This window comes from Dendronalium phyllosphericum CENA369 (assembly GCF_016056275.1).
Lineage (GTDB): Bacteria > Cyanobacteriota > Cyanobacteriia > Cyanobacteriales > Nostocaceae > Dendronalium > Dendronalium phyllosphericum.
Genome location: NZ_JAECZA010000001.1, coordinates 16,735 through 40,433, shown reverse-complemented (window position 1 = coordinate 40,433; position 23,699 = coordinate 16,735). Strand labels below are relative to the sequence as shown.

The window sequence follows — 23,699 nt, the reverse complement described above, 5'->3', positions numbered from 1 at the left end:
AGTCAAACTAATCGATCGTCAATTTTAAACACTATTGGTGAATGTGAATTGTCATAGTAAAGTTTAATAATTAAATCTGGGTGGAAATACCTTATTTAAACTGACAATTAAATCAGGAAAGCTAGGCAAAGATATGATTTGATGGGGCAAAATAATCCGCTTATTGAGATACCCATATTTACCTCGATCGTCCTGATAAGCTTCGCCATACCATTCCAAATGGTTATCAAATAAATTAAATATCCAATAATCATAAATACCTGCTTTAGCATAAAGTGGTATTTTTACATCTTGGTCGTAATCTAAAGAAGAATCAGATATTTCTATTACTAGTAAAATATCAGCAGGTTCAGGATGACCGGTAAGATAATTATCATCTCGGTTTTTAACAATAGCGAAATCAGGTTCGGGTTCGCTATTAGGTGGCAAAGCTATTGGAGCTTGAGATTGCAAAGTAGCCTTATCTCCTATAAGTTTTGGTAGTTGCTTCCATAAATTCCTCAGACAAGTTTCATGCGCCGTACCTCTCGATACCCTTTCAATTAATTCTCCATTAATTAATTCAATACGGTCATCCTCATGGAAAAAGCCCAATTCTATGAGTCTGTGGTATTCAGCTAGTGTGAAGCGTTTAGCCTGAATCATACTCATCATCTTGCTCCCTAAAGAAAACGTAACGCCTTTATTGGCATAACACTTATTTTAAATGTGCCAGAAATTGATATGCTAAAAGCCGAGACTAGCTATTTGACGAACAATGCCTGCGCCTACCATTAACCCGACGATCGCTGCCTTTCCCTTAACAGCCGTAGTCGGTCAAGAAGCAATTAAATTAGCCTTGCTATTAGCAGCCGTCGATCCGGGTTTGGGAGGAGTTGCGATCGCAGGTCGTCGCGGTACGGCAAAATCTGTGATGGCTCGTGCTATCCACGCCCTCATACCGCCCATTGAAGTGGTGAAAGGCTCGATTAGCAACTGCGACCCCAGCCACCCAGAAGACTGGGACGATTTACTTTTAGCAGAGTACGCAGATAAAGATATTCAAGATGTCCCCACCGACATCATCCCTGCACCTTTCGTACAAATTCCTCTGGGTGTGACAGAAGACCGACTCCTAGGTTCTGTGGATGTAGAAAAATCGGTACAACAAGGTGATACCATTTTTCAGCCTGGATTACTCGCCACAGCTAACCGAGGCGTTTTGTATGTGGATGAAATTAATTTATTAGACGACCAAATCTCAAATCAACTGCTAACAGTATTATCTGAAGGACGCAACCAAATTGAGCGGGAAGGAATTAGTTTTCAGCATCCTTGCAAACCGCTGTTTATTGCCACCTATAACCCAGAAGAAGGAGCACTGCGAGAGCATTTACTAGATAGAATTGCGATCGCACTTTCGGCTGATGGCGTACTCGGCTTAGATCAAAGAGTAGCAGCAGTAGAGGTTGCAATCGCTTACTCTAAATCTCCCCAAGAATTTCTCCAGCAGTACCATGAAGATTTAGACGCGCTCAAAACTCAAATCATTTTGGCACGGGAATGGCTTAAAGAAGTAACCATCACCCACGACCAAATTGCTTACTTAGTCAATGAGGCAATTCGCGGTGGAGTCCAAGGACATCGCGCTGAGTTATTTGCTGTGCGAGTTGCGAAAGCGGCTGCGGCTTTGGAGGGACGGACAACAGTCAATGCCGAAGATTTACGCCGTGCTGTGGAATTAGTAATTGTCCCACGAGCAACAATCGTGCAGACACCGCCACCAGAACAACCACCGCCACCACCGCCACCACCTCCCCCACCTGAAAATCAAGAGGAACAAGAAGAACAAGAACAGGAGGAGGAACAAGAAGAACAAGAACAGCAAGAACAGCAAGAACCACCGAGTATCCCCGAAGAATTCATCTTCGACCCGGAAGGGGTAATTCTTGATGACAGCGTGCTTTATTTTGCTCAAATGGCCAAACGACAGGGCAAATCTGGTAGCCGTAGTGTCATCTTTTCTGAAGACCGAGGACGCTACATTAAGCCGATGTTGCCCAAAGGGAAAGTGCGGCGCATTGCTGTAGATGCCACCCTCAGAGCCGCTGCCCCGTATCAAAAAGCACGGCGAGAGAGACATCCAGAGCGCAAAGTGATTGTCGAGCAGGGTGATATCCGCTCGAAACGTTTGGTACGTAAAGCTGGGGCGTTGGTAGTATTTGTGGTAGATGCTTCTGGCTCAATGGCCCTCAACCGGATGCAGTCCGCTAAAGGTGCAGTCATGCAACTTTTGACCGAAGCTTATCAAAACCGCGACCAAGTAGCTTTGATTCCCTTTCGGGGAGAACACGCGGAGGTATTATTGCCCCCAACACGTTCCATTGCCTTAGCACGTAATCGTTTGGAGAGGTTGCCCTGTGGTGGAGGTTCGCCGCTAGCACATGGTTTAACGCAAGCTGTACGCGTCGGACTAAATGCCCAAATGAGTGGTGATATTGGGCAAGTGGTGATTGTAGCGATAACCGATGGGCGGGGTAATATTCCTTTAGCGCGTTCTTTAGGCGAACAGCTAGAACCAGGAGAAAAGCCAGATATCAAAGCAGAATTGTTAGAAATTGCTGGTAGATTACGAGCTTTGGGAATGCAACTATTGGTAATTGACACAGAAAGTAAATTTGTTTCCACTGGCTTTGCCAAGGAATTATCGCAAACAGCAGGAGGCAAGTATTATCATTTGCCAAAAGCGTCCGATAAAACCATTGCTGCCATGACTAGAGGTGCGATCGCCGATCTAAAATCTCGTTGAGTATAGTGAGGATGAAGGGGATGAGGGGGATTAATGTTTAATTAGCAGCCAATGTGATGGGTTGTTAATTATATGTACTAGGCCGCTGAGAATTTGGTTGTATGTACCGTAGAGTTCTCGACCTATTTCAATATCGATGTAGTTGCACTTCACAGCAAACTCTATCCAAGTTTGAGTTTCCGCTGATTCTGCCTCACAATCATTCAATTTAGCAACGAAAGCGGCTTGATATCTTCTTTTACGCCATCCTCCGGCAAAATTAGCACATACTGAACGTGATAGCGAAGCGTTAGCGAGTCTTCGAGCGTCAGACCTACGAATTTGATCGGTTAGTGAGTAACGCTCATCTATTGGAAACTTTTTGATAGTTCAAAAATCTTCATGGCTGCATCAAAAGCCATTTTATAAACTTCTAAATCCTTGTGGTCTTTAATAACTTTATCCACTCTTCTCCCTCATCTCCCCCTACTCCCTCATCCCCCTCATCTCTTCTACTTTTAATAAACACATCAAGACCCCGTAGGCATCACCTGTGGTTGTAAATAACCCATCAAATCTTGAATTCCCTTTTGCAGATACCGGGTTACTGTCATGGGACTAGTGCCGATATTCTTAGCAGCATCCTTGCGAGAAAGTTCTTTCAAAAAGACCATTTCAACTGCCATGCGGGGCTTTTCTTCTAGTAAACTAATAGCACCTTGGAGTTGTTGGCGTTCTTCTTCTTGGATTTGGAGAGCGGTAGAACGAGGACAAGGAAGCGCTTCACCTAAAGTGATTTGGCAATCAACATAGTGAACTGCGGTAGCATCTAAACTCAAAGGCATACGATTTTGAGCCGCTAACTTAGTTTCTTGCCATTCTTGCAGAGATACCCGAAGTATATTAGCAATTTCTGAATCTTTGGGAGTGCGGCCCAAAGTCATTGCTAATTCTTTGCGAATTCTTTGACCTTCATTGTACAGTTCTTGCCAACGACGAGGAATTTTTAATAGAGTACTGCGATCGCGTAAAAAATGCAGCATCTCACCGCGAATATATGGCACGGCAAAGGAACTAAAAGCATATCCTTGGCTGGGATCGAAGCGCTCAATTGCCCTAATTAAACCAAAATAACCGATTTGTTCTAAATCTTCATAAGGTTCATTACATTGATGGCTAAATTTATGAGCCATCTTCCGCACTAATCCAGTATGTAATTGTACAAGTTTATTACGAAGTTTTATAGAGGGATTTTGGTGGTATAAATGCAATAACTCTATACCGTCAGCCCGTACAGATGACTCAGTTGTTGCCATATAAATTCCTTTTTTGTAACTCCTTTTTTTCAAAAAATGGAGTTGCGTATATTGCCTTGAAAGCTGTCATTATTTTCCTTAGTCACAGATGATTAAACCATCGTCGTTTCACTGAACTTACGGGGGTACTCATTCTGCCGTTCAGTATTTACACGCATGATGACCCTGGCCTATCTTTTGCAGGTTATTTTGATTTTGCAACTTTCAATTGAGCGCTAGATAATGTTGATTTTTTGCAACAAAAGCTAGCTATTTATGCTGAAAAATGCATAACTTGCTCAATAGCAATCCACCATAATAAGTGCAATGCAGACATATTCTGTATTAATACTTAAATAAATTGTAAATCTGATTTCTTAGTCGGGTCTAACTCATAGCGATCGCAGCTATCATTTACTCAGATTGGCAATGCGAAAACATTATACCTATGAGCAAAAGTGCTTTTTGCACTCTTGTGGTCAAAGGTTAAAGGAGAAAGGGAAAATACCAAACCTTCCCCCTTTCCCCTTTTCCCCTCTGTTTTATGATATTTCGCTGCTGATGGGTAGGGTGACGGTGAATGTTGTGCCAACATTAATTTTGCTCTTGAGCGCGATCGTGCCGCCATACCGCTCAACTGCCTGTTTCACAATCGTCAGCCCTAATCCAGTTCCAGGAATTTTACCGACGTTACTAGCACGATAAAAGGATTCAAACAGTCGTTCTTGGTCTGCTGGAGCAATACCGATGCCTTCATCCTGCACTTGAAATATTACTGTTTCTGATTTACATTGCAGCCGCACTTGAATGGTGCTATCGGGTGCGGAGTATTTGATGGCATTAGATAATAAATTGGTCAAAACGTGCCGCAGTAAAGCTTCGTCCATATGAACTATGAAACATTCGTCCTCGCACTTCAAATCAATAGTGTGCTTAGTGTTTGTACTGAACTTGATTTCTTCGATCAACTTGCGGCAGAAAGGCTCAAGTGCAAGTTCAACGGGATTAGATGCTAGGCTACCCGCTTCAGATTTTCCTAAGATCAAAACGTCATCGAGTAAGGCAACCATGCGGCTAACGGCAGCTTGAATGCGTTGGAAAAACTCATATTGCTGTTCTTTAGGAAAGTCGCGCTGTTGTAGCAAACGAATGAAACCATAAATGACATTTAATGGGTTGCGAAATTCATGGGAAACAATTGAGACAAAACGCGATTTTTGTTCTTTGAGTTCGCGTTCTTGCTCTAGCGCGATCTGAAGCTGTAGTGACAGTCGGCGCGATCGCAAGAGCATTTCCACTCGTGCTTGCAACTCTAGCTTTTCCAGCGGTTTTGTAATTAGCTCATCGATAGTTTGCCACAAATGCCGTGTCAATAGTTTTACATCCGGGCGGACTGTAATCAGTAAAAAGGGCACAAAAACGGGTTGCTCTTTGTGTTTTCTGGCTTGCACCCATTCCCAGAGGCGATCGAGTGCCGGGCCGTCGAGAATGCATAAATCAAACGGCTCATCTAAGAGTGGTACGGCTTTTCCCGCTTGCACAACTGAGTCGGCGATCGCAACCTCGTAATATTTACTCAGCGACTCTGCCAACAGGCGGCGATTCTCAGATTGCTCTATAATTATTAAAATTCGACTCATCGCTCATTCTTTTGCTAACTGGCAATGCTGTCGCCAAGGTTTTTCACTGATGGCTGAATCAACATAGATACGCTATCACAATTCATCCCCAAGCATTTCAGGCACTCCAGTCAACACGCCTCGCAGCTGTGTAAGTGGCTTGCCGACTTTAAGTCCGTAGCGACTAATCTCAAATTCGCGCAAGGTTTTCTCAAAGTCAGTCATCCGCTTTTTGAGAACGCCAATCGTTCGCCGCAGTTCGCCTTGCATTTCTAAGTAGCGCAGAAATATAATTGTGTCTGCCAAATAGCTAATGCCAATTTCTGTAACTCGAAAATCTCCTGTAATCATTTCAATCTCGTTGATCAACAGCACAGCAACACCCATGTTTTGCAAGTACTTACACAGTGCATGAAGGTGGCTAATCAAGTCTTTGCCGCGCACCGACAGCCGATAGCCGGATACACTATCGATCATCACAATCTGCGCCTTTTGTTGCTCTACTTCCTGACGCACAAGGTTAGCAAATTCATCGGGTGTATAATACAGCGGCTCTACTTGCACAACTGAAAGTGTCCCCTTTTCCTGCATCGCACTAACCGCGATGTTAATGCCCTCAGCACGGCGCAGCAGCGTTTCTTTTCTTTCTTCAAAGGTGTAAATCACCGAATGTTCGCCCCGTCCGGCGGCCTCTTTCATAAACTGAAGTCCCAATGTGCTTTTACCTACACCGCTGGGGCCGCTAATAATAGTAATCGTGCTGCGCTCAATCCCACCGTGCAGCAACTCATCGATTTCGGGGATGCCAGAGGAAACTACTTCAGTATTAAAATCTTGTCCATAATCTTGGAGCATTAACCGAGGGAAGAGCTGCATTCCCGTACTAGTTAAGCGGATTGCATGATGGCCATCTTGAAAGTCACTCCCTCGAAACTTAGAGATACAGAGTGTGCGCTCATTATGCCTAAAGTCTAGATTGATTACTCCATCACTCATGAACTGTAAATCATCGTCGGGCGCTTCTTCACTGCTCTCTGAGGTAAATAAAACAGTTGTACTTTGCTCTACTAAAAATCTTAGAAATGATAGCACTTGTTTGCGAAACTGAAACGTATCGCTTGCTAGGTAGCGAAACTGCGTCATCGAATCAATAAAAATGCGTTGTGGCTTGAGGGCTTCTACTCGATCTACAATGCGGCGGGTTGTGGGTTCGCGTTCCACCTCTGCTGGCGAGAAAATATCGTAAGTCTGAACTTGGGCGAAAAATTCCGGTGTCGGGCTAAGGTCAAGAAAGGTGACACCTTGTAGGTCAAATCCCAATACTTCGGCAGTGCGCCTCAGTTGTGTAACGGTTTCTCCTAAGGTAATGAACAAAACTTGTTCGCCGTTTGTCACTCCTGTTGTTAAGAAATGCATTCCCAGTGTTGTTTTACCAGCCCCCGGCCCGCCCCGGATTAAATAGGTGCGATCGGAGACATAACCACCAGATAAAACTTCGTCTAAACCCGAAATTCCCGAAGACAAACGATTTTCAGACATTTGCGAACAGTCTTCCTTTACTTATTAATGTAATCAAATTCCAGCACAGGTTCGTATTTCTGCAACATATAGGTTTTAAGCACCAATCAGGAGTCAGAAAGTTCAAGCTTGTATTTGAGCGTAAAGAAAACTTTGAGTACTGTATAGGTTTCTACTAAACAGACCCTGGAAAATTCCAGCTTTGCATTTACCGAAAATTAGAATAACATCAACCTTCACCTGAAATCGCTCGACTTCGGATTAATAGTCATCAAAATTAATAGATTCCAGTGATGCTATGAGTAAATTTACTAGCACTATCAAACTCAACCCAGATGTACAGCAGCTGGTTGCTAAATACGAGCAATTATGTATGAAATAAACGATTCTGTATTGTTATAAAAACAGCAATAATTAAAATATTAAATTATCCTGACTTTGAAATTTTGACTGAGATTTAAACTCATACCAAAAAGAGCGATCGCTCTTTTTGATTCTTTGCTAAGATTGCCAATGCAGAAACATTGAAACGAGGCAATTCACTGCTATGGCTACATCTGCAATCGAGGCTAAAGACACAGCAGCTATCCAAGCCGCAACAGTGGGGGTTGCTGTATGCGATCGCTCTTTTTGGGGGCGCATCCGTGTTTCTGATGACGACCGTCTCCGTTTTTTACACAATCAAAGTACCAACGATTTCCAAAGTCTCAAGCCAGGACAAGGCTGTGATACTGTAATGGTGACATCCACAGCCCGCACGATTGACTTAGTAAGTGCTTACGTTCTTGATGACGCAGTGTTGTTACTGGTTTCGCCTAGTCGGCGCGAGTTTTTACTGCAATGGCTAGATCGCTACATTTTCTTTGCTGACAAGGTACAGTTAACCGATGTTACTGATGAAACAGCTACTTTCAGTTTAATCGGGCCAGGCAGTGACGCAGTGGTAGAAAAGCTGGGTGCAGGCGCAATTATCGGTCAACCCTATGGCAATCATCTTTTAATTGACAATATTGTTGTGGCAGTGGGTAGCGGTTTGGCTGCTGCGGGATACACATTGATTTTGCCAGCTACCGATAAGCAAAAGGTGTGGAATCAAATTTTAGAATTGGGCACGGTAGAACTGAGCGATCGCGCTTGGGATACATTACGAATATTACAAGGAAGACCAGCCCCAGATTTAGAACTAACTGACGATTACAATCCTCTAGAAGCAGGCTTATGGCAGACAATTTCTTTTAACAAAGGTTGCTATATCGGACAAGAAACCATCGCCAGATTAAATACATATAAAGGTGTAAAGCAATATCTTTGGGGAATTCGTCTCAATGCGCCTGCTGAAGTTGGAAATGCGATCGCGATCGGGGATGAAAAAGTCGGTAAACTTACTAGCTATACAGAAACCGCTGACGGTCACTTTGGATTAGGTTACATCCGCAGCAAAGCTGGTGGTGTAGGCTTGAAAGTTCGAGTCGGAGAAACCGAGGGTGAAATCGTTGCAGTCCCATTTGTCTCTCATGAGTATCCGCAGTAATCGAGATTGAGGAGTACGTAAACGCTTACTGCTTCGCAGATGACACAGAGTATCTAATAACCCCAACTTCATAAGCAACTCATTTGTTAATTACATCAACTTCCTGTTAAACGGGACAGCAACAGAAATGTTTTTAGTGTTTATTGATTGAGCCAACTGAAAAATCACTATTGGGACAAATTACAAATAGATTACCAAAATTAGATTTCAGTTCAAATTATAACGAAAGATTTGGAATTATCTAACTTGAGTCAGATCCCTACATTCTTAAGATTCATCACAATAAAAACGCAAGTATTTGGAAGTAAGTATATGAAGTCTTGAGAGCAGCTTCTTGAAAAGTACTTTTAGAAACTGCTAGCTTTTGATTTCTAGCTTCAATTTTTTAGGCTATGGCTGAAGAGACACAGACTGCGTTTCTAAATCAGATTCTTTTGATAATTCTCGTGGCGCTTGGCAAACAAAATTTCCAAGACAGAGTGAAAAAATTGAATCTCAACAAAACAGCCTTAATCAGATAGATAGATTAAAGTCTGGCTACCAGTGCCTCTCCAAAAACAACAAATTCAGGAGTTTTGTTGAATTCAGATTAAATATGACACAATACAACTTTCATTACTTTCAAGGGAGTTCTTTTTCGGAGCTATTTGCTCAAGATATTATAGATGCACGCTATGCATTTCTCCTGAATTATCCTGCAACTGCTAGTTGGTCTGCTTACCCGAATACGAAAAAATATTTTATTCAAGATGGCAATGAGGAAGCCACTAAAACCTCCTACGATAAGATTTGCCAAAAAGAACCTTGGAAAAATCTCGCTGTTTTGGGCGATGTTATTCCGGGAATTGTCATGAGTTTGCCGCCAAATTTATTGCTTGATTATTGGCGAGAACATTTTGGTTTTAGCTATACCAACATTGAGATAATACAACGATCGCTTTATCTAGATGAACTGAGCAAAAGCGATGGCTTTGACAAAATTATCACTCTATTTCCCTTTGATAGTCTGCAAACAGAAAAACACGCCATTTCTCCAGATACCCACTACCACTTGCTTAGTAAAGCTACGCTAGCCGAACTGGGAGTACCACATCCAAAATACGCAACCTACAATCTTCAGCAAGTTAGTCTCGAAGATATTCAGTTACCAGAATTTCCATTTTTGATTAAAACATCTCACGGACTTTCTGGTGAAGGTACTTATATTATTAATAGTACCGAAGCTCTAAATTCCTGTTTTGCAGAACTAAGAAAATATCTCGATATTAAGCTATTGAATACAATTATTGTCTCAGAGTTCGTCAAGAATACTGTGCAAAACTACTGCGTACAATTCTATGTCAATAAAGCAGGAGACATCACGCTCATCGGCACTACAAATCAACTTGTTACCTCAGAGGGTAATTATTTAGGAGGAGTAATTCACTACCGCAAAACTGACATGAGCATGTTCTATGAAATCATAGCCGCTATTGGTCAGTATGCTCACCAACAAGGCTATTTTGGTGTTATTGGTTTTGACGTTTTAGAAAATCGAGATGGACAGCTTTATGTAATTGATGCTAATTTCCGCGTCAATGGTTCAACGCCACTTTGCTTACAACGCCATACTTTATTGGGGTTGGGAAAAGAAGTAGCTAAATATTCCAGCGACTACCGCATGAGCGGATCTTTAGAATCTGTATTAGAAAGCATAAAACCAGAACTAGACCGCAAGGACTTTATAATCTTGTCGGCTCTAGAAAGAAGTGGAGACGAAAAAACCTATACCGAAATATACGGAATAGTTACCGGAGAAACAATTCAGGAGATGCAGTATATCGAGCAGAACTTACAAAAGAAGGGATTGCAGTAATACCAATTCGTAATTCGTAGTTCGTAATTCGTAATTCAGGAAATCCCATTTAGTCTAGGTTTCTGGGTTGGATCTGTATCATTATTTTTGGTAAATGGTATAAGTTAGCTTCACATCAATTTTTCCAAAACTTCTTTGTCTAAAACAAATGAAATACCGCCTAGAAAAATCTAGGCGGTACTATGGAAATTAAAAAAGTAGATTTTTTGTCTTTACTTTTTTAATTTTTAATTCTTAACTTTTAATTTTCTATCGTCCAACACCTACATATTGGAAACCAGCCCTTACCATAGTTTCGGGGTCAAGGAAGTTACGACCGTCGATGAGTACGGGGTGGTTCATTAGTTTAGCCATCTTGGCGTAGTCTAGCGTGCTAAACTGCTGCCATTCGGTTACAAGTACCAACGCATCGCAACAATCAGCCAACCGTTCGGCATCAGTTTCTACTAGTACGCCAGAAAGACCATGACGCAGACCTGTTTGGGAAACAATGGGGTCGTAGGCTTTAACTTTGGCTCCCAGTCTGTTCAACTGCTCAATCAAGTTAAGTGCTGGGGCATCGCGCATATCATCTGTATCGGGTTTGAAGGTCAGACCGAGTAATCCAACAGTTTTACCTTTGAGAATTTTTAATGCTTGCTGGAGTTTTTCTAGAGCAATCAGCCGCTGGCGTTCGTTAACTGTAACTGCGGCTTTCATCAATTGGGCTTCATAGCCATAATCATCAGCTGTATGAATTAGAGCAGCAACATCTTTGGGGAAGCAGGAACCACCCCAGCCAATACCAGCATTGAGGAATTTATTCCCAATGCGAGAGTCTAAACCAATGCCTTTTGCTACTTGGGTGACATCAGCACCGACGCGATCGCAAATGTTAGCAACTTCGTTAATAAAACTGATCTTAGTCGCCAAGAAGGCATTAGCAGCGTATTTGATCATCTCTGCCGAACTGAGGTCTGTTACCAACACAGGCACAGGTGGTAAAGATTGATTCTCAGCATATTTGCGCTCCACAATTGGGGCGTACAGTTGCTTCATTAAGCCGACTGCTCTTTGACTATTGCCACCTAGTACAATGCGATCGGGGTTAAAGGTGTCATACACCGCCGAACCTTCACGCAGAAACTCTGGATTGCTAACCACATCAAATTGGGCTGCAACTTCAGGCAGTTTCTCCTCAATTGATACCCCACCAGCAGGTACAAGTGCTTTTTGGCGTTCCGCAATTCCATCTAAAACAATCATCCGTACCCAGTCACCTGAGCCAATGGGTACTGTAGATTTATTGACAATTACCTTATAACCACCGTTGAGATTTTCTCCAATCCCACGAGCTACAGCTTCCACATAACGGGTGTCACTTTCACCAGTCGGCAAAGGAGGCGTTCCCACCGCAATAAATAGAATTTCGCCATGAGCGACTCCAGCAGCAAGATCCGATGAAAACTGAATTGTCCCTGCTTGAATCGCAGACTGCATGATTTCTGAGAGTCCCGGCTCAAATATTGGTGACTGTCCAGATTTCATTAACTTGACTTTTTCTTCGTTGTTGTCTATGCAAATGACATCATGACCAATATGAGCCAAGCAAGCGCCTGTAACTAAACCAACGTAACCAGTACCAATGACGCAAACACGCATTTAGTTTAACTCCTTGCCTTTTCTGGGGGTTAGTCTTTAAAAAGAAGTTGTCAATATGACACTTACATAAGTGCTGGAAAATCCAGCTAGTAAAAGTACAGGCTACGGATGTGCTTAGCCTGCAAAAAAACTGAGAGCGGCGTTAAATGCTGCTCAAGAGACTAAATCCTTGATGTCGCTTTTGATGCGATCGCGGAAATCTTCTATTGTCAGTTTTAACCCCTCTTGCAGAGGAATGGTAGGTTCCCAATTTAACCAAGTCTTTGCTCTGGTAATATCGGGACGACGACGACGCGGATCGTCAGCAGGTAGTGGCTCGAACTTAATCTGCGCGTCTGGGTTGATGAGATTTTGCACCGCTTGTGCTAGTTGCAGAATCGTATATTCACCTGGATTTCCTAGATTCACGGGGCCTGTGTAGTCACTATTCATCAGGCGGATAAATCCTTCTACCAAGTCAGAAACATAGCAGAAACTACGTGTTTGCGAACCATCACCGTACACAGTTAAAGGATTACCACGCAAGGCTTGAACTATAAAGTTGCTCACCACCCGACCATCATTTTCTAACATCCGAGGCCCGTAGGTATTAAATATCCTGACGACTCGAATATCGACTTTATTTTGTCTGTAATAATCGAATGCCAGAGTCTCAGCAACTCGTTTGCCTTCGTCGTAGCACGAACGCAGTCCAATGGGATTAACACTACCCCTGTAATCTTCAGTTTGGGGATGAACTTCGGGATCGCCGTATACTTCACTGGTTGAAGCCAAGAAAAATCTAGCTTTCACGCGCTTGGCTAAACCCAGCATATTCAACGTCCCAATCACGTTAGTTTTAACCGTTTTAACTGGGTTAAACTGGTAATGTACTGGGGAAGCAGGACAAGCTAGGTGATAAATTTGATCTACTTCTAACCGAATTGGTTCGGTAATATCGTGACGGATAAGTTCAAAACGAGGATGATTTATCCATTTGAGGATATTACGTTTGTCACCTGTATAAAAATTATCTAAACAAATTACTTCATGCCCTTCAGGTATAAGTCGGTCGATGAGATGGGAACCGATAAATCCAGCACCGCCCGTTACCAAAATTCTCATAGTTTCCCAGTTACTTACGAATATTGTTAATAGCTTTTTAGCTTGTTTTTAGAGTACCCAGCAAAGATCCAAAAATATAGGAAGAACAGCGCTAATTAAAAAAGTTATTTTCGGATTTAGTAGTTTGTTTGCGTATGCAATTTTGTTAAATTTGTACTCTACTGCTAGTTAATTCATCTAGCAAAATAACAAACATCGCCTCAGATTTGTAATTTTTCAGCTTAGAATTCATCAAATCTTCAAAAAAATAAAGTTTTGTTACAGCAAAATTTAAAATAGTCTCAAAGTAGGGAAAGCTGAGGAGGCAGAGGAGCAGAGGAGCAGAGGGGCAGAGGAGAATACCGAACTCCTTACTCAGCGCTCTCTTGTACAGACGCGATTAATCGCGTCTCTACTCAGCACTCTTCACTACTGACAACTGACAACTGACTCTTCTCACACAACAGCTGTAGTGTTAGGAACTCGCGTTAGTAGAGTTCCTGTTGGAGTGCGTTGTGGTTCGCCGAGCATGATAATGGAGCAAGTGAGTTGCCTAGCTAACTGAGTGGTAACATCGCTAATGGCTAATCCACCAGAACTTGTCCGATTGCGTGTAAAAGGTAAAACTACTAAATCATACAAACGCGCTGCCTGCAAAATTGCTTGGGCGACATTTTCATGAGCGATAATTTGAATTTCTGGTGGATTGGGCAAACCTAATTTAGACACAAGCAAAAAAAGATGCGATCGCTTGGAAGCGATTTTACTAGAACTAGTGCGGCGATCGCACACATTCAGCACAGTAACTTGGGCTTGATTTGCCTCTGCTAACATCTGAGCTAATTGCACAGGCTGCAATGACGGTGTTGTTAAGTTTTCTACTGGTACTAAAATGCGCTGAATTTTTTTTGGTGAGTCTACTAAACGTGTCACTGCCACCGGACAATGAGATGTCCATAGCACAGTATCGATCGCATTGCCAAATAAACGCGCTCTCAAACCAGTACGTTTACCCCAACCCATAACAATTAGACTCGCTTTTTGTTCGCGGGCTGCCCTACTAATTCCGGCAGCAAAAGCATCATCAATTCGTAATAATGGTTCTGTTTGCACTCCTAAGCTTCGACTCTGGGTTGTAGCTTTTGCCAATAAGCGCTCGCTCTTTTGCAAAGAGGCTTCTAGCTGTGGTGCATCCATCTGAGTACCAGCAGTAGCGATCGCCAGCGGTACAATTCTACTATTGGTCTGACGCGCTAATAATGCTGCTATTTCAACTAAATATTGCTGGGTTTGAGGATTTTGGACGGATACCACTATAGTAAAAGCACTGTGCGTTTCCTCTGGTTTCTGCTCGGATAAACTTGGGGCTGTTGGTTCTAAAGCTGGAGAAGAGGGCAAAGCAACAGCTATTTGACTAGTTAGCAATGGCCCCAAAGTTGATGTCAGTAATATTAAAATAACGATGCTGTTTAAAACTTCTAGCGGCAGTAAACCAGTTCGATATCCCACTAAAGTTGCTGCTAATGTCGTACTCACTTGGGGCAGCGATAACGACCACATTGTTAGCATTTCTTGCCAGTTATATTGGTAAATTAGTTTTGCCAATAATGCTGCTATAAATTTGCTAGTAATTAAACCGATTACAATGAAAAACGTTAATTTGAGTACTCCCAGACCGCGGAAAAAAGTAGACAGGTTTATCAGCAAGCCCAGATCGATAAAGAAAATAGGAATAAATAGAACGCTGCCAACAAATACTACCTTTTCTTTTACTGGCCCCTCACCTACTACTTCATTGACTGCTAAACCTACTAAAAAAGCTCCAACAATTTTTTCTATCCCAATGAATTGAGCGCCTACAGCCGCGAGAAAGACAGCAAGCAGGACAAACAAAAACTTGTTTCCTTCATCATCTCCTGACCGCCGAAAAAATTCTTTACCTGCCCAATCAAAGCCAACTAAAATGATGATGGAGTAAGTAATTAACAAGGCGATTAGCTTTACTAAGCTGAATGACCCGATTTGAGTTTTTGCTACACAAACGGCTAATACTAAAAGCGCTCCAATATTAGTAAAAATTGTGGCTCCAATTGTAACGGTGACAGCTTCATTATTGACAACTCCGAAACGATTGAGAATGGGATACGCCAAAAGGTTATAGGAAGCAAATAAAGAGCCTATTAATATAGAAGAGTTCCAACCAAAACCAAAAATTCGCCCTATTAAGGTTCCTGTAATTGTGGGGATAATGAAGCTAAAAAGACCAAACCCCAATGAGCGTTTTTTTCTTTGGCGAAACCGCTCTAGATCGACTTCTAAACCTGCAACAAATACTAAGTAAATTAAGCCAATGTCTGATAGCAGGCTAAATATGGGCGATTCTGTGTGAAATAAATTCCACCCTGATGGCCCAAGTACTACCCCTGAGAATATTAAACCTACGAAAGCTGGTAATCTTACGCGCTCAAATAGAATGGGTACAACTAAAATAACCACCAGCAAAATAGCAAAGGGAACAATTGGTTCCTTGTCGAGAACTTGGGTTGTTTGTTCTAGAGCAAGAACTTCTGATATTCGTTCCATAGGTAGGATTTAAAGGGGCGACGGTGAAACTGCGATTAACCCAAAGGCAATCGTCTGAATTAATATAGATAACTGTAAAAGCCACCCTGACGAAAAGGAAAAAAAATCTGAACTTACACTACCTAGGCAATCATCTAACAACTAACTACCTATGGGTGGATTTGACTTAATATAAACCGCAAGCGATCGTAGTCATCTTTCAACAGTACGCTCAGAGTACGCCCAGCTTTAATTAGCCATTGTCGGTCAGCTTTGCGTAACTGATAAATTTCCCGAATAGCTGCTGCGGTCAAGGATTCTACTGGTGCACTGTTTACAGAAAGCAATGTCCGCAAAAAATCTAGTTCTTCAGTGAATTTAATTATCGCTTCTGATTCGCAGCGATAAACAGCTTGATGGATTTGCGGCGGACGGGGTGGTAGATATTGATACACTCTTTGGTTCGCACCTAGTATCGGGGACGGCTGCTCAAAGCCAACGATCGCCGCCCGAAATTCAGTCTTCAGCATGGCAAATATCTGGGGTTGTTCCTCGCGCAAATCTTGCAACGACAACCCCAGAGCCACTGCTCTATGCACGGAATCTACTGGCATAGTCGTGGCATAATACACCACAGCATAAACTTGATTGCCTGACTCTTCATCCACAGCACAAACCCAACTACCAAAAGGTGGCATGGGAGGGAAGCTCAAGTCTTCCGGTTCCAAACACTGTGCTAAAAATTCGGTAGTAGTAGTTTCAATCACCTCCGCAATGTGGTTGGGGTGGCGATCGCTATTTGCAAACTGTGGTAATGGAAGGCGCATCTTGGTTCTTTGTCAGTGGTCAGTTGTCAGTTGTGAGGCAGTGCGTTGGGCGGGTTTCCCGACTTGAAGCAACTGCCGAACCCGTAGGGGTCAGTTGTCAGCTACTAACTACTGACCACTGACTATTGACTCTTGTTCTATTTCGCTTTTTTACGTCCCGCTGTGGTTTCTACGAGATCCAGTTCTGAGAGGCGGAAGGTAATTAATTTATCCCAATTGCCACCTTCAAATAGTACAGCTACCTTGCCATCACTAACTCGTTGCACGAGTCCTTCATAGCGATAATAGGTATCTGCGGGATTCTTGACGCGAACAGTTGCTCCAGGCAGAATCATGATTTTTACCCTCGCTTGTTTACTTTTAATAGCTTAATAGTTGTCAGTTGTTGGTTGTCAGTTGTCAGTTGCTTTGTTGTCGGTTATTTTTCTACTAACCACTAACCACTGACGACTAACTCTTAACTTATAAATAATACTTCTGTCTTTGTCGAAAATTTGCTACCGATTCTACTATTCCTACAGCAATGAAGTTGGTAAGCATTGCAGAACGACCGTAACTCATCCAAGGTAAGGGAATTCCTGCCACGGGTGCTAACCCAACAGTCATACCAACGTTGACAATCACTTGGAACACAATCATCGACAAAACGCCAATAGCTAACAATGAGCCAAAGTTGTCTTTGGCGGTTTGAGCTATGTGCAACAAACGGAAGCAAATTAAGCAGAAGACAAACAAGACTAACAAACAACCAACAAAACCGAATTCTTCACCCACTGCGGAGAAAATAAAGTCTGTATGTTGTTCGGGTACGAAATTCAGTTGTGTCATCGGCCCCTTGAATAGACCCCATCCCCAAATTTCACCAGCACCAATGGCAATGCGAGATTGATTTTGGTGATATCCAGCACCTAAAAGGTCGTGTCCGGGACGAAGAAATACCGTTAGTCGGTCTTTTTGATAGTCTTTTAAAATGTGGTTCCAAGCAAATACACCTAATTCGCCACCCAGCATGTTGAGTATCCATGCACCTATCCCAGCAATCCCAAACCGCCGCCAAGGCAGAGTCTGCCAACCTAAAATTCCCATAGCAATTGCCCAAATTAACCCTAATGGTCCTAGGGCTATTTCTTTGAACACTACTAATGGTTCTGATAGAGGCCAAGATGTACCAAACAAAATGGCAGCTACTATTGGAGAAATTAACAGTATCAACCAACCTGGGTTAGCATTTGCCCAGTACAACATCCCTAAAACTATTGCCCCAAATACTAGTGATGTTGCCAAATCAGGTTGAATAAACACCAATAGCCAAGGCAGAGCGGTGAATGCTAAAGCACGGCAAAAGTTGGGTATGGTAGCAGCAGTCCGCTTATGTAATAAAGCTGCTAAGGTGATAATCAGCCCAACTTTGGCGAATTCTGAAGGTTGGACGTTAAAACCAGCAATATTAATCCACCGTTGTGCTCCTTTAGCACTAGTACCAGCCAGCATGACGATCGCCAGGCTGAAGTTTGTTAGTGTGTATGTTACCCAATGCCACTGAATCAGGTTTTCGTAACGGCAACGAGCTAAAAACAAAGCTATCAAAGTACCGATGCCAGCTACTAACCAGTGCCACCACCAGTCGGTTACTGGCTGCTTCAGTTCTGTACTCAGGATTGCGATGCCGCCAAAAATACTGATACCAATGGGCAAACAAAATAATAGCCAATCTACTTGCTGCCAGGGTTTAACCCAATACTTCCAGCGAATTTTCGGGACCGAACGTTTTAATAACATTGTGCGATGGTAGACTTTAGCTTTGAAAAATTAAATTTATTGACTCAAGAAGTTTTAAGTTTAAAGGATGAAGGCTGTAAATGCGTAGCGAATTACCACAGGATGGGATGAAAATTTTATACTTCACCCTCGATCTTGCTTGATTTCGACTATGTAATAATCTGTATTCCTAGGCTCTTGCCTAGGAATCAGACAGAAATTAAAAATTTCTTATGTCAGGGCTGCAACTGATACTTTACCAGCAATAGCAAGAGCGATCGCTTTTAATGCTTTAGCAGAAGCTGAATTAGGATCGGCCACAACTATAGGTACACCATTGTCACCGCCAACTCTCGTAGAAATTTCTAGCGGTACGCACCCCAATAAAGGCACTCCCAACTCGGCAGCTGTTTTTGAGCCACCACCAGAACCAAAGATGTCATACTGCTTATCTGGCATATCTGGGGGAATAAAATAGCTCATGTTTTCTACGATCCCTAACACCGGGACGTGCAGTTGTTGGAACATCCGCAAGCCTTTGCGCGAATCTAATAACGCTACGTTTTGCGGTGTAGTGACAATTACTGCTCCTGACATCGGTACTGCTTGGGTTAAAGTTAACTGAGCATCTCCGGTTCCTGGTGGCATATCTACAATCAAATAGTCCAGTTCTCCCCATTGCACTTGATAGAGAAACTGGCGAATCACTCCATTGAGCATCGGCCCCCGCCAAATCACTGGCTGATCTCGGTCAATCAAAAAGCCCATTGAAACTAATTTGACACCATGATTAAAGGCAGGTTCTAAAACTTCACCTTTTTCTGTGGATTGGACGACGATTTGAGCGTCAGCCAGCCCTAGCATAGTGGGATCGTTGGGGCCGTAAATATCGGCATCTAGCAACCCAACTTTCGCCCCAGTTTGCGCTAAAGCCACTGCGACGTTAACAGCCACTGTACTTTTACCAACACCACCTTTGCCGCTGGAAACTGCCAAAATATTTTTGACACCAGGAACGCCATTGCGATCGGGTAGGCTTTTTTGTTGGGGTGTTTCTGCTGTCACCTCTACACTGACATCTGTAACGCCTGGTAATTTTTTAACAGCTCTTTCACAGTCTTCAACGATAAATTCACGTAAGGGACAAGCGGGTGTGGTCAACACCAAAGTGAAGCTTACCTTGCCACCTTCAATTTTGACGTTGCGAATCATATTCAGTTCTACCAGACTTTTGCGGAGTTCTGGGTCTTGCACTGGTCGCAACACTTCTAACACAGAGCGCGAATCGAGGACGTTGTACATAAAACAATTCAAAATTAAAAATGAATAAATGCATTACCCGTACTGCTAAAGCAGAACCTGTGGACGCGCTTTGTTGGCGCGGCTTGTCGTTCGCGTTAGCGTCTCCAGAGGAGAAGGCTAGGGTAGAGAAGACATCACCACGTGCGTCTTGGCTAGTCACCAGATGCAAATTAGTTGAGCGATCGCTTAGTATTTTTACTGCGATCGCCGTAATGAAACTTAAAAATTTTCATTATCATCTAATAGAATCTTAACTTTCTTTAGGTATTAAGGATTAGAGATTTGCTATTGAGGATGAGTCAACATCATTTAAAATTTTCTTACCTTGCTGTCTTATCCCCATTCCCTAAAAATCAAAACAACTATCGTTAAGAGATTTTTTCTTTCCTGAGACTGCTTGCAATGCGGCTTTTTCTACTGCTTCGACTAATGAGCGCGCTACACGATCTGCGTAAGGACGGGACAATGACCAAATCAGTGGAGACAACCAACCTCGTAGCGTTACAGAATAAGATAAGCAAGTGCCACAAACTGTGGATTCTACTTGGTAAGTTATCCGTTCCTCGACACCTGGAATCGCTAGTACTCGAATACTCAGCATTTCTCTGGGATTGACACGCTCTACGAAAATGCGGATGGGAAACGGTGAAAAGCGCGTCACCGCTTGGTAAATCAATCCGGGTTTGGGTACTAATCCGTAGGGAACGTTGGTACTTTTGAGCTGTGGATGCCAGGAAACGTCTGTTAAGTCAACTACCTTCAGCCAGAGTTCATCTACAGAAGCAGAACTAATTTCTCGATACGTCCGTACCAGAGAAGCGCAAAACCGCCGACGTTTGCGGTGGATGAATTTAGATAAACAGCCTAGCATTTGCCTAATCCTCCTCGTTACACACTTGCTGGTAACTCTGGTATGGTTGGATCGCACTTCTCTAATTTGCCCTCAGCATGGCAAACCCTGATTAGGCATAGAGGATAACACGATCGCTCTTGAATTTAAACCTCGACTCGTGAAACACCATTGAACAGTTCAGTCCGTACCTTGATGCTTTAAAGTAGAGAGTGCTCGTATTTTAATTCGCCAGAGTCTGACGTTGACACCAGAATCCCATCAAGAAATTCAAAAAAAACTCAGTCAATATACAAGCCTATACGCATTTGAGGGAAAATAACTCTAATCATGCCCATCAATTTTGTAAATGCTTGACCATTAAGAAAAAATTAGGCTGGGCAAATTGAGCCTGATTGTTGGCTCGTCTTGCCCGCAAATTTTTAAACTAAAAATTTGTGGCGTTTCGGAAATTGTAATTTAGGTTCGGGAATCTTATGTTGACCAACTCGCACACTCCCACTGTAGACGCAGTACCTTCCAAGTCTTTGCCAGCAACTGATGCTCAAACTAGAGTCAGTCAGTTTATGAAACAGCTGCAAGACGAAATTTCTCAAGCTTTGGCAGAAATCGATGGTGCAGGTAAGTTTCATGAGGATAGTTGGGAACGTCCAGAAGGGGGTGGAGGGCGATCGCGCGTGTTGCGTGATGGTGCAATATTTGAACAAGCAGGTGTAAATTTTTCTGAAGTCTGGGGTTCTCATCTGCCTGCATCAATTTTAGCCCAGCGCCCCGAAGCTGCCGGACACGGCTTCTATGCTACAGGCACTTCATTAGTGTTACATCCGCGCAATCCTTATGTACCGACAGTCCACTTAAATTACCGCTATTTTGAGGCAGGACCAGTCTGGTGGTTTGGTGGCGGTGCTGATTTAACACCTTATTATCCCTTTGCCGAGGATGCTACCCATTTCCATAAAACGCTGAAGCAGGCTTGCGATCAACACCACCCAGAGTATTATCCAGTGTTTAAGCGCTGGTGTGATGAATATTTCTATCTCAAGCATCGGGGTGAGACACGCGGCATCGGCGGTCTATTTTTGGATTATCAAGATGGTCAGGGTAATTTGTATCGCGGCCCCAACCCCAACGGAGAAGCAGCCATCTACAGCAACCAAGTGGGCGCACCAGAGCAACGCAATTGGGAAGATTTATTTGCCTTTGTTCAAGGCTGTGGCAGAGCATTTTTGCCAGCTTACGTGCCAATTGTACAACGGCGACATGAAATCGAGTATGGCGATCGCGAACGGAATTTCCAACTCTATCGCCGGGGCAGGTATGTAGAATTCAACTTGGTTTATGACCGAGGCACTATCTTTGGTCTGCAAACCAACGGACGTACAGAATCTATTTTGATGTCCCTACCACCCTTAGTACGCTGGGAATACGGTTATCAGCCAGAACCCAATACTCCAGAAGCCGAATTGTATGAAACCTTCCTCAAGCCTCAAGATTGGCTAAACTTCAAGAGTCCTGAGTGCTAAGTCAGTGGTCAGTTGTCAGTTGTCAGTGGTCAGTTGGGCAAGGGAATAGGGAACAATATTTTTCTCATTTTTCCCCTCTGCCCCCTGCCTCTTCCCCTTGTCTCCTTGTCTTCCAATCCCCAATCCCCAATCCCTAATCCCCAGTTCCCAATCCCCAATCCCTACTAAGTACTTACAAGGTTACTCAGCACTATTTTGGTGAGTTAAACTACTAAAAGTAAGCACCTAGCAAAAAAGGTGACAAATTTAGCTGTCGCTTGTTAATCTCAAGTGTTAGCACTGAATTAAGTTTGGAAGGGGTGAGTCAACTCATTTACTAACTCTCCGGAGATTGTTTTGGCTTAGAGAAAGTAAAAATTGCCTAAAAGCAAGTCTATCGACTCACCAATCCCAGATTAAATCCAGCAGCAGTCAATTTTAAAATGAGTGCCACGGGGAGGCTTAGTGATTCAGATAGAACAAACAACTTATACAACCCAAGATGGTAATACTGTTATTGTCTTGACACCAGCAGGTCGCCTTGATATCACCACGGCTTGGCAATTTCGCCTGAAGTTACAGGAATGTATTTCTAAACTCAGTCGCCATGTAGTTGTGAATCTCGGCCAAGTAAATTTTATTGATAGTTCTGGGCTGACATCTTTGGTCGCTGGGATGCGCGATGCTGATAAAGTCAAGGGCAGTTTCCGCATCTGTAATGTACATCCAGAAGCCAAACTTGTGTTTGAAGTTACGATGATGGATACGGTATTTGAAATCTTTGAAACGGAGGATGAAGCTTTAGAAGGTGTACCTCGTAGTATCGCTAGCTAAATTTTGGATTTGAGATTTTAAATTACAGTAGAATCCAAAATTTGAAATTTAAAATAGAGAGTACTGTTCTCGCTTAGTGTAGCGATAAGGGCCGATAATCGCTCCCCAAGTGGCTTTGCCAGTTTCTGGGTCAATTCCTTTGTCGTAGCTGTGAAATTCTGCTGTCGTGGCTTCAAACCCCAAGGAAACTTGTATGCTATTGCCAAGATAAGTAAAGCTGCAACGATTTTCTGGAAGTGGAGTAGCGGCAAACTTATAGCTATTGGGAGCTAGTATCTCTTGAGTAACTGTGAGAATGCAACCTGGTAGTAAATCTAATTGCTCGATCGCCAGTGTCTTAAGTAAAGCCGGATTACAACCTGCACCACTTAAGGCACTTGGATCTTTAAGCATATAGTACTGAATTACGATCGAACCAGAGTCTTGATTTGGCATTAGCCGCATAATTCTCTGGCGATATGGACGGTCTAAGTTAAGAATATTGGCTTGTTCGGCAAACAAGGTAATGCTATCTTCTCGAAATAAATCTACTGGTCTTTGCCACATCCGCAAGTGGACGAACCACACTGGCTCTGCCAATGCTTGCTCTTGATTATCAAATTCACCTGCTAGGTACTCACCTAAAGCTCTTAAATTTGGTGAAAAGCTCATAATTGCGATACATAATCACAATCAATCATAATTTTTGGGTAGCTATCTAGCAAAGAGGGTTCACACCCCTCATACTACTAGTTAAAGGACTTGCAAATAAAAAA

Annotated in this window: 19 protein-coding genes and 1 pseudogene; 6 read left to right on the top strand and 14 right to left on the bottom strand. The window is 42.9% G+C overall.

Translation table 11 applies throughout. The annotated features are described in order from the left end of the window. Positions 1-63 precede the first annotated feature (63 nt). On the bottom strand, positions 64-651 hold the full coding sequence (locus tag I8752_RS00195) for a Uma2 family endonuclease (RefSeq protein WP_214430458.1): 588 nt from the start codon (positions 649-651) through the stop codon (positions 64-66). A gap of 106 nt (positions 652-757) precedes the next feature. Here I8752_RS00195 and bchD point away from each other — a divergent pair, with 106 nt between their 5' ends. Continuing rightward, positions 758-2,788: a magnesium chelatase ATPase subunit D gene (gene bchD, locus I8752_RS00190; RefSeq protein ID WP_214430308.1), complete on the top strand. Its 2,031-nt coding sequence runs from the start codon at positions 758-760 to the stop codon at positions 2,786-2,788. Positions 2,789-2,818: 30 nt separating this feature from the next. On the opposite strand, the pseudogene I8752_RS00185 reads toward bchD, so the two are convergent. The 4 genes and pseudogenes from I8752_RS00185 to I8752_RS00170 form a co-directional block, all read right to left on the bottom strand. Further along, a pseudogene (locus tag I8752_RS00185) lies at positions 2,819-3,189 on the bottom strand (four helix bundle protein). Between the two features lie 108 nt (positions 3,190-3,297). Further along, the gene (locus I8752_RS00180; protein ID WP_214430307.1) at positions 3,298-4,083 is read right to left on the bottom strand and encodes an RNA polymerase sigma factor SigF; all 786 of its coding nucleotides are present in this window, start codon (positions 4,081-4,083) and stop codon (positions 3,298-3,300) included. A 521-nt stretch (positions 4,084-4,604) separates the two neighbouring features. After that, positions 4,605-5,702 carry a hybrid sensor histidine kinase/response regulator gene (locus I8752_RS00175; RefSeq protein ID WP_214430306.1) on the bottom strand — a complete coding sequence of 366 codons (1,098 nt, stop codon included), beginning with the start codon at positions 5,700-5,702 and terminating at the stop codon, positions 4,605-4,607. A 75-nt stretch (positions 5,703-5,777) separates the two neighbouring features. Then, complete coding sequence (locus tag I8752_RS00170) at positions 5,778-7,220, bottom strand: gas vesicle protein GvpD (RefSeq protein WP_214430305.1); 1,443 nt, start codon at positions 7,218-7,220, stop codon at positions 5,778-5,780. Positions 7,221-7,746: 526 nt separating this feature from the next. Between I8752_RS00170 and ygfZ the strand changes: the two genes are divergently transcribed. Then, positions 7,747-8,730 carry a CAF17-like 4Fe-4S cluster assembly/insertion protein YgfZ gene (gene ygfZ / locus I8752_RS00165; protein WP_214430304.1) on the top strand — a complete coding sequence of 328 codons (984 nt, stop codon included), beginning with the start codon at positions 7,747-7,749 and terminating at the stop codon, positions 8,728-8,730. 595 nt (positions 8,731-9,325) lie between these two features. Next, on the top strand, positions 9,326-10,585 hold the full coding sequence (locus I8752_RS00160; RefSeq protein WP_214430303.1) for an ATP-grasp domain-containing protein: 1,260 nt from the start codon (positions 9,326-9,328) through the stop codon (positions 10,583-10,585). 249 nt (positions 10,586-10,834) lie between these two features. Here I8752_RS00160 and I8752_RS00155 read toward each other — a convergent pair whose 3' ends face one another. The 7 genes from I8752_RS00155 to I8752_RS00125 form a co-directional block, all read right to left on the bottom strand. Then, entirely contained in the window at positions 10,835-12,226 is a 1,392-nt protein-coding gene (locus tag I8752_RS00155; protein WP_214430302.1) for a UDP-glucose dehydrogenase family protein, read from the bottom strand. Between the two features lie 153 nt (positions 12,227-12,379). Then, a complete protein-coding gene (locus I8752_RS00150; RefSeq protein ID WP_214430301.1) occupies positions 12,380-13,330 on the bottom strand; it encodes a UDP-glucuronic acid decarboxylase family protein in 951 nt (316 codons plus the stop codon). Between the two features lie 435 nt (positions 13,331-13,765). Next, entirely contained in the window at positions 13,766-15,892 is a 2,127-nt protein-coding gene (locus I8752_RS00145; protein WP_214430300.1) for a cation:proton antiporter domain-containing protein, read from the bottom strand. A gap of 149 nt (positions 15,893-16,041) precedes the next feature. Beyond that, a complete protein-coding gene (locus I8752_RS00140) occupies positions 16,042-16,698 on the bottom strand; it encodes an HAS-barrel domain-containing protein (protein ID WP_214430299.1) in 657 nt (218 codons plus the stop codon). A gap of 137 nt (positions 16,699-16,835) precedes the next feature. Further along, positions 16,836-17,033, bottom strand: a complete 198-nt coding sequence (locus tag I8752_RS00135; RefSeq protein ID WP_214430298.1) for an NAD(P)H dehydrogenase subunit NdhS — start codon at positions 17,031-17,033, stop codon at positions 16,836-16,838. Between the two features lie 127 nt (positions 17,034-17,160). After that, positions 17,161-18,477, bottom strand: a complete 1,317-nt coding sequence (gene rodA / locus I8752_RS00130) for a rod shape-determining protein RodA (protein WP_214430297.1) — start codon at positions 18,475-18,477, stop codon at positions 17,161-17,163. Positions 18,478-18,687: 210 nt separating this feature from the next. Further along, a complete protein-coding gene (locus tag I8752_RS00125) occupies positions 18,688-19,758 on the bottom strand; it encodes an Mrp/NBP35 family ATP-binding protein (RefSeq protein ID WP_214430296.1) in 1,071 nt (356 codons plus the stop codon). 20 nt (positions 19,759-19,778) lie between these two features. Between I8752_RS00125 and I8752_RS00120 the strand changes: the two genes are divergently transcribed. After that, positions 19,779-20,012, top strand: a complete 234-nt coding sequence (locus I8752_RS00120) for a hypothetical protein (RefSeq protein WP_214430295.1) — start codon at positions 19,779-19,781, stop codon at positions 20,010-20,012. A 92-nt stretch (positions 20,013-20,104) separates the two neighbouring features. Here I8752_RS00120 and I8752_RS00115 read toward each other — a convergent pair whose 3' ends face one another. Then, positions 20,105-20,629 carry an SRPBCC family protein gene (locus tag I8752_RS00115; protein WP_214430294.1) on the bottom strand — a complete coding sequence of 175 codons (525 nt, stop codon included), beginning with the start codon at positions 20,627-20,629 and terminating at the stop codon, positions 20,105-20,107. A gap of 455 nt (positions 20,630-21,084) precedes the next feature. Between I8752_RS00115 and hemF the strand changes: the two genes are divergently transcribed. Beyond that, complete coding sequence (hemF, locus tag I8752_RS00110; RefSeq protein ID WP_214430293.1) at positions 21,085-22,131, top strand: oxygen-dependent coproporphyrinogen oxidase; 1,047 nt, start codon at positions 21,085-21,087, stop codon at positions 22,129-22,131. Between the two features lie 444 nt (positions 22,132-22,575). Then, a complete protein-coding gene (locus tag I8752_RS00105; protein WP_214430292.1) occupies positions 22,576-22,944 on the top strand; it encodes an STAS domain-containing protein in 369 nt (122 codons plus the stop codon). A gap of 48 nt (positions 22,945-22,992) precedes the next feature. Here the strand turns inward: I8752_RS00105 and I8752_RS00100 are convergent, their stop codons facing one another. After that, positions 22,993-23,595, bottom strand: a complete 603-nt coding sequence (locus I8752_RS00100; RefSeq protein ID WP_214430291.1) for a chromophore lyase CpcT/CpeT — start codon at positions 23,593-23,595, stop codon at positions 22,993-22,995. Between the last annotated feature and the right edge of the window lie 104 nt (positions 23,596-23,699).

Coding starts and splice junctions, on each gene's coding strand:
- I8752_RS00195 (WP_214430458.1), bottom strand. CDS start 651: ATGAGTATGATTCAGGCTAAACGCTTCACACTAGCTGAATACCACAGA.
- bchD (WP_214430308.1), top strand. CDS start 758: ATGCCTGCGCCTACCATTAACCCGACGATCGCTGCCTTTCCCTTAACA.
- I8752_RS00180 (WP_214430307.1), bottom strand. CDS start 4,083: ATGGCAACAACTGAGTCATCTGTACGGGCTGACGGTATAGAGTTATTG.
- I8752_RS00175 (WP_214430306.1), bottom strand. CDS start 5,702: ATGAGTCGAATTTTAATAATTATAGAGCAATCTGAGAATCGCCGCCTG.
- I8752_RS00170 (WP_214430305.1), bottom strand. CDS start 7,220: ATGTCTGAAAATCGTTTGTCTTCGGGAATTTCGGGTTTAGACGAAGTT.
- ygfZ (WP_214430304.1), top strand. CDS start 7,747: ATGGCTACATCTGCAATCGAGGCTAAAGACACAGCAGCTATCCAAGCC.
- I8752_RS00160 (WP_214430303.1), top strand. CDS start 9,326: ATGACACAATACAACTTTCATTACTTTCAAGGGAGTTCTTTTTCGGAG.
- I8752_RS00155 (WP_214430302.1), bottom strand. CDS start 12,226: ATGCGTGTTTGCGTCATTGGTACTGGTTACGTTGGTTTAGTTACAGGC.
- I8752_RS00150 (WP_214430301.1), bottom strand. CDS start 13,330: ATGAGAATTTTGGTAACGGGCGGTGCTGGATTTATCGGTTCCCATCTC.
- I8752_RS00145 (WP_214430300.1), bottom strand. CDS start 15,892: ATGGAACGAATATCAGAAGTTCTTGCTCTAGAACAAACAACCCAAGTT.
- I8752_RS00140 (WP_214430299.1), bottom strand. CDS start 16,698: ATGCGCCTTCCATTACCACAGTTTGCAAATAGCGATCGCCACCCCAAC.
- I8752_RS00135 (WP_214430298.1), bottom strand. CDS start 17,033: ATGATTCTGCCTGGAGCAACTGTTCGCGTCAAGAATCCCGCAGATACC.
- rodA (WP_214430297.1), bottom strand. CDS start 18,477: ATGTTATTAAAACGTTCGGTCCCGAAAATTCGCTGGAAGTATTGGGTT.
- I8752_RS00125 (WP_214430296.1), bottom strand. CDS start 19,758: ATGTACAACGTCCTCGATTCGCGCTCTGTGTTAGAAGTGTTGCGACCA.
- I8752_RS00120 (WP_214430295.1), top strand. CDS start 19,779: ATGAATAAATGCATTACCCGTACTGCTAAAGCAGAACCTGTGGACGCG.
- I8752_RS00115 (WP_214430294.1), bottom strand. CDS start 20,629: ATGCTAGGCTGTTTATCTAAATTCATCCACCGCAAACGTCGGCGGTTT.
- hemF (WP_214430293.1), top strand. CDS start 21,085: ATGTTGACCAACTCGCACACTCCCACTGTAGACGCAGTACCTTCCAAG.
- I8752_RS00100 (WP_214430291.1), bottom strand. CDS start 23,595: ATGAGCTTTTCACCAAATTTAAGAGCTTTAGGTGAGTACCTAGCAGGT.